The sequence below is a fragment of the Intrasporangium sp. genome (genome assembly GCF_032907665.1).
In the GTDB taxonomy this organism is placed as follows: domain Bacteria; phylum Actinomycetota; class Actinomycetes; order Actinomycetales; family Dermatophilaceae; genus Intrasporangium.
The window spans coordinates 1-13,126 of sequence record NZ_JAJJPG010000034.1 but is presented as its reverse complement, the minus strand read 5'-3'; the positions used below and the strand labels follow the sequence as shown (position 1 = coordinate 13,126).

Sequence of the window (13,126 nt, the reverse complement as noted above, 5' to 3'; positions counted from 1 at the left end):
CCACGGCGCGCGAGATCGCGAACGACCCGCGAGCCCAGATCGCCCGCTCCACCGGTGACGACGACACGCATGGAGGAGAGGCTACGCTCCGGCGGGCGGCCGGGGCGCGGGGGGCGCCGGTCGGAGCGGGGCTGGGTTCCGCCCATCGGGCCGTCTCCTACGCTGTGTCGTGGATCGCCTAGGATCTGGCCCATGCTGGTAGGTGTGGGCGCGCTCAGAGTGCTGCGTGCCCTCGTCTTCCTCGCCGTCGCGATGGGGCTGACGATCGCCGGGCACGTCGTCGGTGGTGGGTCCGTCTCCGGCGTGGCCATCCTCGCCCTCGCCGCCGTGTGGTGGCCGGTCGCCCTGCTCGGGTCGCGTCGCCAGCGCGGCGTGCGACACCTGTTCCCCGCGCTGCTGGCCGGGCAGCTCGTCGGCCACGGCGTCCTCGCGTTCCTCGGCGGCGTCGGCACCTCGGTGGCCACCGCCTGTGCGACGAGCATCGCGCACCACGGCCATGTGGTGCTCGACTGCGGGGAACCTGCCGTCGCGGCGGTGACGGCACACGGGCACGCGTCAACGATGACGGGGGCGCACGCGGCCGCGGCCCTGCTCCTTGCCCTCGCCATGGCTCGGGGGGAGGCGCTGCTCTGGCGGGTCGTCGACCTCGTGGCGCCGACTCTGCCCCGTCTGTGCCCTCTCGCCGTCGAGGCCGTGCCGGCGACGTTCATCGTTCGCGCCCGGACGCGACGTCGCTTCCGCGTCGTGATGCGGGGGCGCGGGCCCCCGGTGCTTGCCTGACCCCGCCTCCTGGGCGCAGCGCGCCTGAGGGGATCTCGACGTGTGCGCAGTGCGCCGCGTCGCAGTCACGCAAAGCCCATCTCCCGCACCGCACCGAAGGACCACGATGAACAGCACCCCGCTTCGCCCTGCCTCCCGTCATGCTGCACCCGCCACGCCGCCCGTCGCCCCGATCGACCGGACGCCGCTCTCCCGCCGCGCCGCCTGGGCGGGAGCCGCCCTGATCACCACAGTCGCGCTCGCTGCCTGCGGCACCTCGACCGCAGGCCCGGCAGCGCAGGCCTCCGCGACCTCCGGCGCGGCCGCCACCGTCGCAGGAGCGACGGAGGTGGCACCGGCAGACGGTGTGAGGCTCGATTCCGGTTGGGTCAAGGCAGGGTCCGGAATGACCGCCGTCTTCGGCACGGTCGTCAACGGCACGGACGAGGCCGTGACCATCGTCGGGGGGTCGAGCCCGGCGGCCGGGAAGGTCGAGGTGCACACGATGGCCAAGCAGCCGGACGGCTCGATGAAGATGATGGAGAAGGAGGGCGGTCTCGTCGTGCCCGCCGGCGGATCGGCCGAGCTGGCACCGGGCGCCGACCACATCATGCTCCTGGAGCTCAAGGCACCCCTCGTCAACGGTGATGACGCCTCCGTCGTCATGGTGACAGCGGATGGCACCGAGCTGGCCTGGACCGTGCCCGTGAGGTCCTTCGCGGGTGCGGAGGAGACCTACGTCCCGGAGGACCACTGATGGAGGCCGTGGACCGGCGCACCCTGCTGCGCACGGGTCTTCTCGCCGGGGGCGTCGGGGCCGCTGCGGTCGCCGCGACCCAGCTGGCGCCCGGTGATCCCGGTCCGGCGCGGGAGGGAGTCGCCCGGCCGGGCGGGGAGGCCTCGATCCTGCCGTTCCGCGGCGAGCGCCAGTCCGGCGTCACCGACGAGCCGCAGCCTTTCGCGGCCTTCATCGGGCTCGACCTGCCACAGGGTGCGACGAAGGAGACCTGTCGGCGCCTGCTGCGCGTCCTGACCGACGACATCGAGCGCCTCATGGCCGCGCAGGGGCCGCTGACCGACCTCGAGCCCGAGCTGGCCGCCGTGCCCTCGCGCCTCAGCGTGACGGTCGCCGTCGGGCCCGGCTTCTACGAGGCTGCCGGGCTCACGGCCACGCGGCCGCAGTGGCTGGCCCCGCTGCCCCGGTTCAGCATCGACCGGTTCGAGGAGGGCTGGCCGCAGACGGACCTGCTCCTCCAGGTCCGCGCCGACTCTCCCGTCTCGGTGGCGCACGCGCAGCGGCGACTCGTCGTCGGGGCCGAGCCGCTCGCGGTCCAGCGGTGGGTCCAGCGCGGTTTCCGGGAGCCGTTGACCGCGAGCCGGCCGGGGATGCCCTTCCGCAACCTCTTCGGTCAGGTGGACGGGACCGTCCAGCCCGCCACCGACGGCGCCGACGACGCACTCCTCTGGCTCGGGGCCGGGGACACGCCGGCACCGCACGGCCTCGACGGCGGGACGTCCCTCGTCATCCGGCGGATCGCGATGAACCTCGACACGTGGGACGAGGTCGACCGGATGGGCCGGGAGAACGCGATCGGGCGCCGCCTCGACTCGGGCGCCCCGCTCACCGGCGTCGCCGAGACGGACCTCCCGGACCTGGCCGCCACTGACGAGCTGGGGTTTCCGGTCATCGACGCGGCGTCCCACATGCGCCGGGCCATGCCGGCCGCCCCGCACGAGCGGATCCTCCGGGCACCGTACTCCTACGACGATGCTCCCGGTCCCGGGCAGCGCTCGAACAGCGGGCTGCTCTTCGTCTCCTTCCAGGCCGACCCCGTGGCGCAGTTCGTCCCCATCCAGCGACGTCTGGCCGAGGCCGACCTGCTCAACATCTGGACCACGCCGATCAGCAGCGGGGTGTACGCCGTGCTGCCCGGCGCAGGGCCCGGTGAGGACCTCGGCGCTGCCCTCCTGGCCTGAACCGGGCTGGAGGGGCGGAAGGCGTCGCGTTGGGGCCGACCGCTGCCGGTCGGCACCAACGTTCCGCCATTCGGAATGGCGGGTCCATTGAGTGATACGCGTCACGCCGGTGATCGATCCGTTCACATGCTGGTTGCCCGTGATGACCATGGCTGTCACCTCGGCCTAGACTTCTGAGCGGCACACCGCGGTGCCGATGACTGGCCCGCGTCCTTCCCGGGCCGCGCACCCGCCCGAAAGGATCACCTGTGACCAAGCCCGTTGTCCTCATCGCCGAAGAGCTGTCACCCGCCACGATCGAGGCACTCGGTCCGGACTTCGAGGTCCGCACCTGCGACGGCGCCAACCGCGACGAGCTGCTCCCGGCTCTCGCCGATGTCGATGCGGTGCTCATTCGCTCGGCGACGAAGATGGATCCTGAGGCGATCGGAGCGGGGCGGCGGCTCAAGGTCATCGCGCGTGCCGGGGTGGGCCTGGACAACGTCGACGTCCAGGCGGCGACCCGGGCAGGGGTCATGGTCGTCAATGCACCGACGTCCAACATCACCTCGGCAGCTGAGCTCGCGATCGCCCTGATGCTCGCCACCGCCCGCAACATCGCCCCGGCCAACCAGGCGCTCAAGGGTGGCGCGTGGAAGCGGAGCAAGTACTCCGGCGTGGAGCTGCTCGACAAGACCGTCGGTGTCATCGGGCTCGGCCGGATCGGGGCTCTCGTGGCCGAGCGTCTCAAGGGCTTCGGGATGAAGGTCGTGGCCTACGACCCCTATGCATCGCCGGCGAAGGCCGGCCTCGTGGGTGCCCAGCTCGTCGGACTGGACGAGCTGCTCGCCCAGTCCGACTTCATCACGATCCACCTGCCCAAGACGCCGGAGACCGTCGGCCTCATCGGCGAGGACGCGCTCTCGAAGGTCAAGCCCTCCGTCCGGATCGTCAACGCGGCGCGGGGCGGCATCGTCGACGAGGACGCGTTGGCCCGAGCCATCGCCGAGGGGCGGGTCGCCGGTGCGGGCATCGACGTCTTCGCGACCGAGCCGATGACGGAGTCCCCGCTCTTCGAGCACGAGTCCGTCGTCGTGACCCCGCACCTCGGCGCGTCCACGGAGGAGGCCCAGGAGAAGGCCGGCGTGTCCGTTGCCAGGTCGGTTCGTCTCGCGCTCTCGGGTGAGCTCGTCCCCGACGCCGTCAACGTGTCCTCCGGCTACATCGCCGAGGAGGTCCGCCCGGGGATCCCGCTCGTGGAGAAGCTCGGTCGGATCTTCACGGCGGTGGCGGGCTCCGTCCCGGCCCAGCTCGACGTCGACGTCCGTGGTGAGATCACCGAGCACGACGTCAGCGTGTGGAAGCTCGTGGCCCTCAAGGGCCTGTTCACGGACGTCGTGGAGGACCCGGTGACCTACGTCAACGCGCCGATCCTCGCCGAGCAGCGTGACTGCCAGGTCCGTCTCCTCACCGACGCGGCTGCCGGCGACTTCCGCAACATCACCACGCTGCGAGGCACCCTCACCGACGGGACGATCGTCAGTGTCTCCGGCACGCTCACCGGCCCGAAGATGGTCGAGAAGCTCGTCGGCATCAACGGCTACGACCTCGAGGTCCCCCTGTCGGACCACATGCTCGTCTTCGAGTACTCCGACCGTCCGGGGATCATCGGCGCCGTGGGCCGGCTGCTCGGTGACGCTGACGTCAACATCGGCGGGATGCAGGTGTCCCGCCAGGCCGACCAGGCCATCGGCGTGCTCAACGTCGACAGCGCAGTGTCGCCGCAGCTCGCGGGCGAGATCGCCGCGGCCGTCGACGCCAAGACGTTCACCGTCGTCAACCTGCAGGACTGACCGACCATTCGTATGCCGCTGGGCTGGGACCGCGCCGTGGGCGCGAACCCAGCCCAGTGCCATATGTCGAACGTCACGTCTCATTTGCTGGAAACCCCCTTTACCGGGAAGTCGCCGGGCGTACCGTGAATGTCATGACGCGGCAGCTCGTACTCCTCATTGCCAGCCGCGGCGAGTTTCAGTAGTCAGCTACCTCGCCGCGGAGACCCCGCGTTCCCTCCGGCTGACGGCTCGCCCACCCGGGCTCGAGCACCTGAAACCACCCACACCACCATGCAATGAAGGAATGACTGCCATGAGCGAAGACGCCAAGGCCGCCCGCCGGGCGCTGCAGGAGTCGATGGACCTGCGCGACCAGGGCCACACCGACGACTGACCGAACCACCGCGCAAGGCCCTCTCCCGTTCGTGGGGTGGAGGGCCTTTCGCATGTCAGGAACTGAGACGTGGATTCCACATCACAAGACGGCCCCTAGGCTTGGCGCATGCCTGACGCACAGCGCCCAGCGGGCTCGCAGGGGGACTACTCGATCGCCGTCATCGGTGGGGACGGTATCGGTCCGGAGGTCGTCGCCGAGGGCCTCAAGGTCCTGGACGCCGTGTCATCGGCGAGTGGCGCGAAGGTCTCGACGACCGACTACGACCTCGGCGCGCGGCGTTGGCACGCCACGGGCGAGCTGCTTCCCGAATCCGTCCTCACGGAGCTGCGCGGCCACGACGCGATCCTGCTCGGCGCCATCGGCGACCCGACGGTTCCCAGTGGCGTCCTCGAGCGCGGCGTGCTCCTGCCGATCCGGTTCGCGCTCGACCACTACGTGAACCTCCGCCCCGCCAAGCTTTACCCCGGCGTCACGAGCCCGCTCGACGTCGCTCGGGTCGCACCGGAGGGCATCGACTTCGTCGTCGTCCGCGAGGGGACCGAGGGCCCCTACGTCGGCAACGGCGGCTCCCTGCGGGTCGGCACACCGGAGGAGATCGCGACCGAGGTGAGCGTCAACACGCGCTTCGGCGTCGAGCGTGTCGTCCGCGACGCGTTCGCGCGCGCCCAGGCTCGACCGCGCAAGCACCTGACCCTCGTCCACAAGCACAATGTGCTCACCCACGCCGGCCATCTCTGGCGCAGGACCGTCGAGGAGGTCGCCGCCGAGTTCACTGAGGTCGAGACTGCCTACCAGCACGTCGACGCCGCGACGATCTTCATGACGACCGACCCGGGCCGTTTCGACGTCGTCGTCACCGACAACCTCTTCGGGGACATCATCACCGACATCGCCGCGGCCATCGCGGGCGGAATCGGTCTCGCCGCGTCGGGCAACATCAACCCGGCCCGCACGACGCCGAGCATGTTCGAGCCGGTCCACGGGTCGGCCCCCGACATCGCCGGCCAGGGCAAGGCCGACCCCACCGCGGCCATCCTGTCCGTCGCGATGCTGCTCGAGCACCTCGGCCGCTCTGCTGACGCGGCCCGCGTCGAGGCAGCCGTCGCGGCCGACCTCTCGCAGCGAGGCGGTGCCGTCCGGTCCACCACGCAGGTCGGCGACGCCATCGCAACCCGGCTCTGAGCCCGCTGGGCGCCACCACGCCACGCCGCCGGTCCGGAGCCAGCAGCCGCATGCTGCTGCCTCGGCTATGCGACCGCCTTCGCTGTCTCACCATGTGGGCGATAGCCTGCAATGGATCACCGCTGACACTGCCGTAACGGAGGTTTTGCCATGACCCAGCTGTCCTTCGCCGTCACCCGACGTGAGGACGTCACCCCGTCCGAGCGGATCGCGGAAGTGCTCGAGAGCCCCGGCTTCGGCAAGACCTTCACCGACCACATGGTCGTCATCGACTGGTCCGCTGACGGTGGCTGGACCGACGCACGCGTCCAGCCCTACGGCCCCTTCCAGCTCGACCCGGCCGCCGCGGTGCTGCACTACGCGCAGGAGATCTTCGAGGGCATGAAGGCCTACCGGCACGCCGATGGCTCGATCTGGACCTTCCGGCCCGAGGTCAACGCGGGGCGGTTCGCCCGGTCGGCTCGACGACTCGCCCTGCCCGAGCTCCCCGAGGCCGACTTCATCGAGTCCCTGCGCCAGCTCGTCAGCATCGACCAGGAATGGGTCCCGGGAGCCGAGGGGGAGAAGAGCCTCTACCTGCGCCCGTTCATGTTCGCCTCCGAGGCCTTCCTCGGTGTCAGGCCGGCCGAGCGGGTGACCTACTCCGTCATCGCCTCACCCGCGGGTTCCTACTTCACCGGCGGGCTCAAGCCGGTGACGCTCTGGATCTCGACCTCCTATGCCCGGGCGGGTGCCGGTGGCACCGGTGCGGCCAAGTGCGGCGGAAACTACGCCTCCTCGCTGGCCGGGCAGCTCGAGGGCGCCGAGCACGGGTGTGACCAGGCGGTCTTCCTCGACTCCTCGACGCACACCTACATCGAGGAGCTCGGCGGGATGAACCTCTTCTTCGTCACCAAGGACGGCAGGATCATCACCCCGGAGCTCACGGGCACCATCCTCGAGGGCGTCACCCGCGCGTCGATCCTCGAGCTCGCCAAGGAGCTCGACCTCGAGCCGGAGGAGCGGCGGATCCCCATCGACGAGTGGAAGGACGGCGCCGCGTCCGGCGACATCGTCGAGATCTTCGCCTGCGGCACGGCGGCAGTCGTCACGCCTGTCGGCGAGCTGCGTTGGGACGGTGGCTCGGTCGACCACCGCCGCGAGGGCCACGAGGACACGGTGGCCTCCGCGATCCGGAGCCGCCTCCTCGACATCCAGTACGGCCGGGTCGAGGACTCACACGGGTGGATGACACGCCTCGCCTGATCGCCACCGACCTCGACGGCACGCTGCTCCGGTCCGACGGGACGCTCTCCCGCAGGGCCGGCGCCGTGCTCGCCGCCGTCGAGGAGGCCGGCATCGAGGTCGTCTTCGTCACCGCCAGGCCGCCCCGCTGGCTCGACGAGCTCGCGTCAGCGGTGGGCGGGCACGGCACGGCCATCTGCGGCAACGGAGCCTTCGTCTACGACGTCGCGGCTGGCGAAGTGCTCAGCAGTGAGGGCTTCGAGCACTCCCTGGTCCGGCAGATCGTCACCGACCTGCGCCGGGCCGTCCCCGACGTGGCGTTCGCGGCGGAGCGGGGGAGCGGGCTGTGGTTCGAGACGTCGTTCCCCCACGACCCCACGCACCACGTGCCCAACGACGCGGTCGAGGCGCCGATCGACGAGCTCGACGACGAGGCGGTGGGCAAGCTCCTCGCGAAGTCGGCGGTCCTCGAGGACGAGGAGTTCCTCCGTCGCGCCACCGAGGTCGTCGGGGACCGGGCCCACGTCGCCTTCTCCGGAGCCGGAGGACTCGCCGAGATCAACGCTGCCGGAGTCACCAAGGCGGCGGCCCTGGAGCGATGGTCGTCGCGCCTGGGCATCCTCGCGGGGGACGTGTGGGCCTTCGGTGACATGCCGAACGACGTGCCGATGATCCGGTGGGCGGGAGTCGGCTGGGCTGTCGCCAACGCCCACGAGGAGGTCCGCGCCGTCGCCGACCGGGTGTGCCCGTCCAACGACGACGACGGCGTCGCCGCGACCCTCGAGGAGCTGTTGGACCGGACCCGATGACCAACGCGCGCAGCCCGGGCTGACGCTGGTCGGCCCGGGCTGCGCCGCGCCCCTCAGCGGGGCGCAGCCTCCGGATCACCCTCCTCGAGGATCTGCTCCGTGACGTCGTAGCCCTCCGTCTCCGGATGGCCGTGCTTGCCATGGGTCACCGCGAACTCCTCCTCCGGCGACAGCACGAGACGGTGCCGACCGAACAGGGCGAAGTACAGCAGCCCGGCTACGAAGAAGGCTGCCACCCCGACCACGACCGAGCGGTAGCTCTCGTTGAACGGGAGGACGATCAGGGTCAGCCCGGAGATGACCGCTGCGACGATGGCGCCCCACCTACCGGCCGGGCTCGTGTACGGCCGCGCGACGTCGGCGTAGCTGCGGCGCAGCATGAGGAAGGCGACCATCTGCAGGAAGTAGGAGATGACGGCCCCGAAGACGGCGATGTTGAGCAGCTGGCCGGCCACTGCCACCTGTGCGTCACTCAGGGTCTCGCCCGGCTCGTTGCGGATCGCCCCCAGCCCGAAGACGAGGACGACGCCGATGACTGCGGAGACGACGAGCGCGACGTAGGGCACCTTGCGACCGCCCGTCAACGACAGCGGCTTCGGGTAGTACCCGGCGCGCGACAGCGAGTACATGTTGCGGCCCGCCGCGAACATGATCCCCTGGAAGGAGGCCACCAGGCCGGCCAGCGCGAAGAGCGACAGCAGCGAGGCGATGTTGCTGTCGGGGAAGATCGCTCGGAAACCGTCGAGAATCGGCTCTCCGCTGCTGCCGATCTCCTCCGCGCCAAGGACGGCAGGGTTGAGCAGGAGGACGAGGAACGCCGAGGCGAGCAGTGTCCACATGCCCATGAGGGAGCCGCGCGGGATGTCCCGTTGCGGTGTGTGCGTCTCCTCCGCGGCCAGCGGTAGCTCCTCGATGCCGAGGAAGAACCAGATGGCGAACGGCAACGCGGCGAGGACGCCGCCGATGCCCATCGGCAGGAAGGTGCTGCCGCCCGCCTCCGGCTCGATGTTCCACAGGTTGGCGAAGTCGACCCTGCCGGAGACGATCGCCGAGATGAAGAAGAAGGCGAGGACGGACAGGGAGATGATGGTAATGACCACGGCGAACCTGAACGACGCCTCGGCCCCGGCGGAGTTGAGCCCGACGAAGACGACGTAGAAGCCGACGACCCACAGCCACAGCGGCATGGTGAATCCGAAGAGGTCCTCCGTGATGGCATCGGCGTACAAGCCCGCGAACGTGCCGACGACCGCTGTCGTGATGACGTACTCGATGGTCTCGGCAAGCCCGGTGACGAAGCCGCCCCACGGACCCATCGCTGACCTGGCGAAGGAGTACGCCCCGCCCGTGTGGGGCATCGTCGCCGACATCTCCGCGATGCTGTAGATCATCAGCAGGTACATCAGGCCGATGGCGATCGTGGCGATGAGCATGCCACCCCATCCGGCCTCGCCGATGCCGAGGTTCCACCCCGAGAAGTCCCCCGAGATGACCGCCGCGACGCCGAGGGCCCAGAGCGACCAGGCTCCTGCGTGACGCCTCAGTCCCCGCTTCTCGAAGTACTCCGCGCCGGCGTGCGCGTAGGTGACGCCGCCAGTGCCTTTGACCTGTCTGCCGCCTGCTGGCTCGTGTGCCATCGTGGAGTGATTCCTCTCGCTACGTCGTGGAGTTCGGACGAGATGGTGCGATGGGGTACCTTTTGAGACTGAGATCACAACAGCCTCGTGGCTAGAGGGAGGCTAGACCTTGGGCCAGATTCCGGTCAATGGTGGAAAGCCGAACCATTTGACAGGCGGCAGCCCTGAGGCCAAGACTCGCCACGTGACCGCGATGCCGCACCTGCACCTCGCAGAAACCGTGCTGCAGCCCGTCCGCGACAGGAACGCCTTCGAGGCCACCGTGGAGCAGCTGGCGCGCGCCATCCGACTCGGTGTGCTCGCCGATGGGCAGCAGCTGCCGCCGGAGCGAGAGCTGTCGGAGCGCCTCGGCGTCTCGCGGAACACCTTGCGCGACGCCATCGCCGCCCTCCGCGAGTCCGGGCTCGTCACGACCCGGCGCGGTCGCGGGGGTGGCACCACGGTGACGTACACCGCTGAGTTGCCTTCCGCTTCAAAGGGATCCTTCGTGCGCAGCGGGGCAGCCATGGCGGACGCCCTCGACTTCCGACGGATCGTCGAGCCGGGTGCCGCGTGGTTGGCCGCCACTCGGTCGCTCTCGGGGGACCAGCGGGCCTGGCTCTCGGAGAGCCTGCGCGAGGTGGACGAGGCCTCCGAGCCGGCGACGCACCGGGTCGCGGACTCGCGCCTGCACCTGGCCATCGCCACACTCTCCGGGTCGCCGATGCTCATCGACGCGGTGACCCGGTCCCAGGCGGCACTGCACGAGATGCTCACCGCGATTCCCGTGCTCCGTCGAAACATCGAGCACTCGAACGACCAGCACCATCAGATCGTCACCGCGATCCTTACCGGCAACCCCGACGCCGCCCGCACGGTCATGGAGGAGCACTGCGACGCGACGTCGGCGCTCCTCCGCGGCCTGATCGGCTGACACCAACGAAGGGACATCCGCATGCCAGCACCTCCGGCATTCACCCTCGACCACCTGCGCGAGGAGATTGAGAAGGGGACGATCGACACCGTCATCGTTGCGTTCACCGACATGCAGGGACGTCTCCAGGGCAAGCGCCTGCACGGCCACTTCTTCCTCGACCGCGTCCTGGAGCATGGCACCGAGGGGTGCAACTACCTGCTGGCGGTGGACGTCGAGATGAACACCGTTGACGGCTATGCGATCTCGTCCTGGGAGCGTGGCTACGGCGACATGTTCTTCGAGCTCGACCTCTCCACACTGCGCAGGACCCCCGGAGCCGAGCACTCGGCCACGATCCAGTGCGACCTCACCTGGCTCGACGGCAGCGGCCGCGTCGCGCAGGCGCCCCGGTCGGTGCTCCGGGCGCAGGTGGCCAAGGCAGAGTCGATGGGCCTCGTCGGGTTGTGCGGGACGGAGCTCGAGTTCATCGTCTTCGAGGACTCGTACGACGCCGCTTGGGACCGAGGCTACGTCGGCCTGACCCCCGCCAACCGGTACAACGTGGACTACTCCATCCTCGGCGGTGACCGGGTCGAGCCGCTGCTGCGCGAGATTCGCAACGAGATGTACCGGGCTGGGGTCGTCGTCGAAGGTGCCAAGGGGGAGTGCAACCTGGGCCAGCACGAGATCGCCTTCCTCTACGACGAGGTCGTGCGGACGTGTGACAACCACGTCGTCTATCGCAACGCCGCCAAGGAGATCGCGGCCAGGCACGGCAAGTCGATCACCTTCATGGCGAAGTTCGACGAGCACGAGGGCAGCTCGTGCCACATCCACTTGTCACTGCGCGGCACCGATGACGCGATCTCCTTCGCGGACGAGGGCCGCGAGCACGGCCACAGCGAGATGTTCGACCACTTCATCGCCGGGATCCTTGCGACGATGCGGGAGTTCTCGTACTTCTACGCACCGAACATCAACTCCTACAAGCGCTTTCAGCCCGGATCCTTCGCTCCGACTGCCGTGGCGTGGGGCCATGACAACCGGACGTGCGCCCTTCGCGTCGTCGGTCATGGCGCTGCCCTGAGGGTCGAGAACCGCGTCCCTGGTGGCGACGTGAACCCCTACCTCGCAGTGGCAGCCATGCTGGCCGGGGGCCTCTACGGCATCGACGAGCGACTGGAGCTCGAGCCGGCCTTCGAGGGCAACGCCTACTCTTCCGACAAGGAGAGGGTGCCGACCACATTGCAGGAGGCCCGCGACCTGCTCGACCATTCCGAGCTGGCGCGCCGTCTCTTCGGTGACGAGGTCGTGGATCACTACGTCAACGCGGCGGACGTCGAGCTGCGTGCCTTCAATGCGGCCGTGACGGACTGGGAGAGAAGGAGAGGCTTCGAGCGGCTCTGACCACACGACCTCGGTTCGATGTGATCGATCGCCTCCCATTTCGATCGATCACATCGAACGAGCACAGCCAGGACCAGGAGAACTCCACGACATGACCACGACGCACGACGTCATCAACCCCGCCACCGAGGAGCTCGTCCGGACGGTCGAGCTCGCGTCCGTCGACGAGACCGACGAGGCCATCGCCAGGGCCGTCGCGGCGGGCCCGGCCTGGCGCGACGTGGCGCCCGGCGACCGCGGCCGACTCCTGCGCCGGTTCTCCGACCTCGTCGGTGAGCACCAGGAGGAGCTGGCCCAGCTCGAGGTGGCCAACTCCGGCCACACCATCGGCAACGCCCGGTGGGAGGCCGGCAACGTCCGCGACGTCCTCGCCTACTACTCCGCCGCCCCCGAGCGGAACTTCGGCAGGCAGATCCCCGTCCCGGGCGGCATCGACGTCACCTTCAAGGAGCCCCTCGGCGTCGTGGGGATCATCGTGCCCTGGAACTTCCCGATGCCCATCGCCGGCTGGGGCTTCGCTCCCGCGCTCGCCGCCGGCAACACCGTGGCGCTCAAGCCGGCCGAGCTGACGCCCCTCACCGCCATGCGCATCGGTGAGCTCGCCCTCGAGGCCGGCATCCCCGAAGGTGTCTTCACGGTGATCCCTGGCAAGGGCTCGGTCGTGGGGGAGCGGTTCGTCACCCACCCCGACGTGCGGAAGATCTGCTTCACCGGCTCCACCGAGGTGGGCCAGCGGATCATGCGCGGCGCCGCCGATCAGGTCAAGCGGATCACGCTCGAGCTCGGGGGCAAGAGCGCGAATATCATCTTCGCCGACGCCGACCTCGACAAGGCGGCCGCGTCGGCCCCCTACGGCGTCTTCGACAACGCCGGTCAGGACTGCTGCGCTCGCAGCCGGATCCTCGTGCAGCGCAGCGTCTTCGACGCGTTCATGGAGCGCTTCGAGACCGCCGTCAAGAACGTCGTCGTGGCCGACCCCCGCGACGAGGCCACGGAGATGGGACCCCTCATCAGCGCCGGGCACC

13 protein-coding genes are annotated in these 13,126 nt (G+C 69.8%); 12 read left to right on the top strand and 1 reads right to left on the bottom strand.

Annotated features, from left to right (window positions below):
* The 9 genes from LOY02_RS07460 to LOY02_RS07420 all read left to right on the top strand — a co-directional run.
* Positions 1-182 (top strand): hypothetical protein (locus tag LOY02_RS07460; RefSeq protein ID WP_317181708.1); only part of this gene is annotated, 182 nt, incomplete at its 5' end.
* 10 nt (positions 183-192) lie between these two features.
* Positions 193-780 (top strand): hypothetical protein, encoded by a 588-nt coding sequence (locus tag LOY02_RS07455; protein WP_317181707.1) that lies wholly within the window; start codon positions 193-195, stop codon positions 778-780.
* Between the two features lie 106 nt (positions 781-886).
* The gene (locus tag LOY02_RS07450) at positions 887-1,516 is read left to right on the top strand and encodes a copper chaperone PCu(A)C (protein ID WP_317181706.1); all 630 of its coding nucleotides are present in this window, start codon (positions 887-889) and stop codon (positions 1,514-1,516) included.
* Positions 1,516-2,736, top strand: a complete 1,221-nt coding sequence (locus LOY02_RS07445) for a Dyp-type peroxidase (protein WP_317181705.1) — start codon at positions 1,516-1,518, stop codon at positions 2,734-2,736. Before LOY02_RS07450 ends, LOY02_RS07445 begins: the two co-directional genes overlap by 1 nt.
* A gap of 248 nt (positions 2,737-2,984) precedes the next feature.
* Positions 2,985-4,568 (top strand): phosphoglycerate dehydrogenase, encoded by a 1,584-nt coding sequence (gene serA, locus LOY02_RS07440; protein WP_317181704.1) that lies wholly within the window; start codon positions 2,985-2,987, stop codon positions 4,566-4,568.
* Positions 4,569-4,854: 286 nt separating this feature from the next.
* On the top strand, positions 4,855-4,944 hold the full coding sequence (locus tag LOY02_RS07435; RefSeq protein ID WP_317181703.1) for a 3-isopropylmalate dehydrogenase: 90 nt from the start codon (positions 4,855-4,857) through the stop codon (positions 4,942-4,944).
* A gap of 108 nt (positions 4,945-5,052) precedes the next feature.
* Positions 5,053-6,129: a 3-isopropylmalate dehydrogenase gene (locus tag LOY02_RS07430; protein ID WP_317181702.1), complete on the top strand. Its 1,077-nt coding sequence runs from the start codon at positions 5,053-5,055 to the stop codon at positions 6,127-6,129.
* A 150-nt stretch (positions 6,130-6,279) separates the two neighbouring features.
* Positions 6,280-7,374, top strand: coding sequence for a branched-chain amino acid aminotransferase (locus tag LOY02_RS07425; protein ID WP_317181701.1), 1,095 nt, complete (start codon positions 6,280-6,282; stop codon positions 7,372-7,374).
* Positions 7,353-8,162: an HAD family hydrolase gene (locus LOY02_RS07420; protein ID WP_317181700.1), complete on the top strand. Its 810-nt coding sequence runs from the start codon at positions 7,353-7,355 to the stop codon at positions 8,160-8,162. The genes LOY02_RS07425 and LOY02_RS07420 overlap by 22 nt, the downstream gene beginning before the upstream one ends.
* Positions 8,163-8,215: 53 nt before the next feature.
* On the opposite strand, the gene LOY02_RS07415 is transcribed toward LOY02_RS07420, so the two are convergent.
* Entirely contained in the window at positions 8,216-9,799 is a 1,584-nt protein-coding gene (locus LOY02_RS07415) for an amino acid permease (RefSeq protein ID WP_317181699.1), read from the bottom strand.
* Positions 9,800-9,992: 193 nt separating this feature from the next.
* Here LOY02_RS07415 and LOY02_RS07410 point away from each other — a divergent pair, with 193 nt between their 5' ends.
* The 3 genes from LOY02_RS07410 to LOY02_RS07400 all read left to right on the top strand — a co-directional run.
* A complete protein-coding gene (locus LOY02_RS07410; RefSeq protein ID WP_317181724.1) occupies positions 9,993-10,712 on the top strand; it encodes a FadR/GntR family transcriptional regulator in 720 nt (239 codons plus the stop codon).
* Positions 10,713-10,733: 21 nt separating this feature from the next.
* A complete protein-coding gene (locus tag LOY02_RS07405) occupies positions 10,734-12,101 on the top strand; it encodes a glutamine synthetase family protein (protein ID WP_317181698.1) in 1,368 nt (455 codons plus the stop codon).
* Between the two features lie 91 nt (positions 12,102-12,192).
* Positions 12,193-13,126 (top strand): aldehyde dehydrogenase family protein (locus tag LOY02_RS07400; protein WP_317181697.1); only part of this gene is annotated, 934 nt, incomplete at its 3' end.

Excerpts from the sequence above, each read along its gene's own strand:
- LOY02_RS07410 (WP_317181724.1), top strand. The coding sequence starts at position 9,993 with ATGCCGCACCTGCACCTCGCAGAAACCGTGCTGCAGCCCGTCCGCGAC.
- LOY02_RS07445 (WP_317181705.1), top strand. The coding sequence starts at position 1,516 with ATGGAGGCCGTGGACCGGCGCACCCTGCTGCGCACGGGTCTTCTCGCC.
- LOY02_RS07405 (WP_317181698.1), top strand. The coding sequence starts at position 10,734 with ATGCCAGCACCTCCGGCATTCACCCTCGACCACCTGCGCGAGGAGATT.
- LOY02_RS07430 (WP_317181702.1), top strand. The coding sequence starts at position 5,053 with ATGCCTGACGCACAGCGCCCAGCGGGCTCGCAGGGGGACTACTCGATC.
- LOY02_RS07435 (WP_317181703.1), top strand. The coding sequence starts at position 4,855 with ATGACTGCCATGAGCGAAGACGCCAAGGCCGCCCGCCGGGCGCTGCAG.
- LOY02_RS07415 (WP_317181699.1), bottom strand. The coding sequence starts at position 9,799 with ATGGCACACGAGCCAGCAGGCGGCAGACAGGTCAAAGGCACTGGCGGC.
- LOY02_RS07450 (WP_317181706.1), top strand. The coding sequence starts at position 887 with ATGAACAGCACCCCGCTTCGCCCTGCCTCCCGTCATGCTGCACCCGCC.
- LOY02_RS07425 (WP_317181701.1), top strand. The coding sequence starts at position 6,280 with ATGACCCAGCTGTCCTTCGCCGTCACCCGACGTGAGGACGTCACCCCG.
- LOY02_RS07455 (WP_317181707.1), top strand. The coding sequence starts at position 193 with ATGCTGGTAGGTGTGGGCGCGCTCAGAGTGCTGCGTGCCCTCGTCTTC.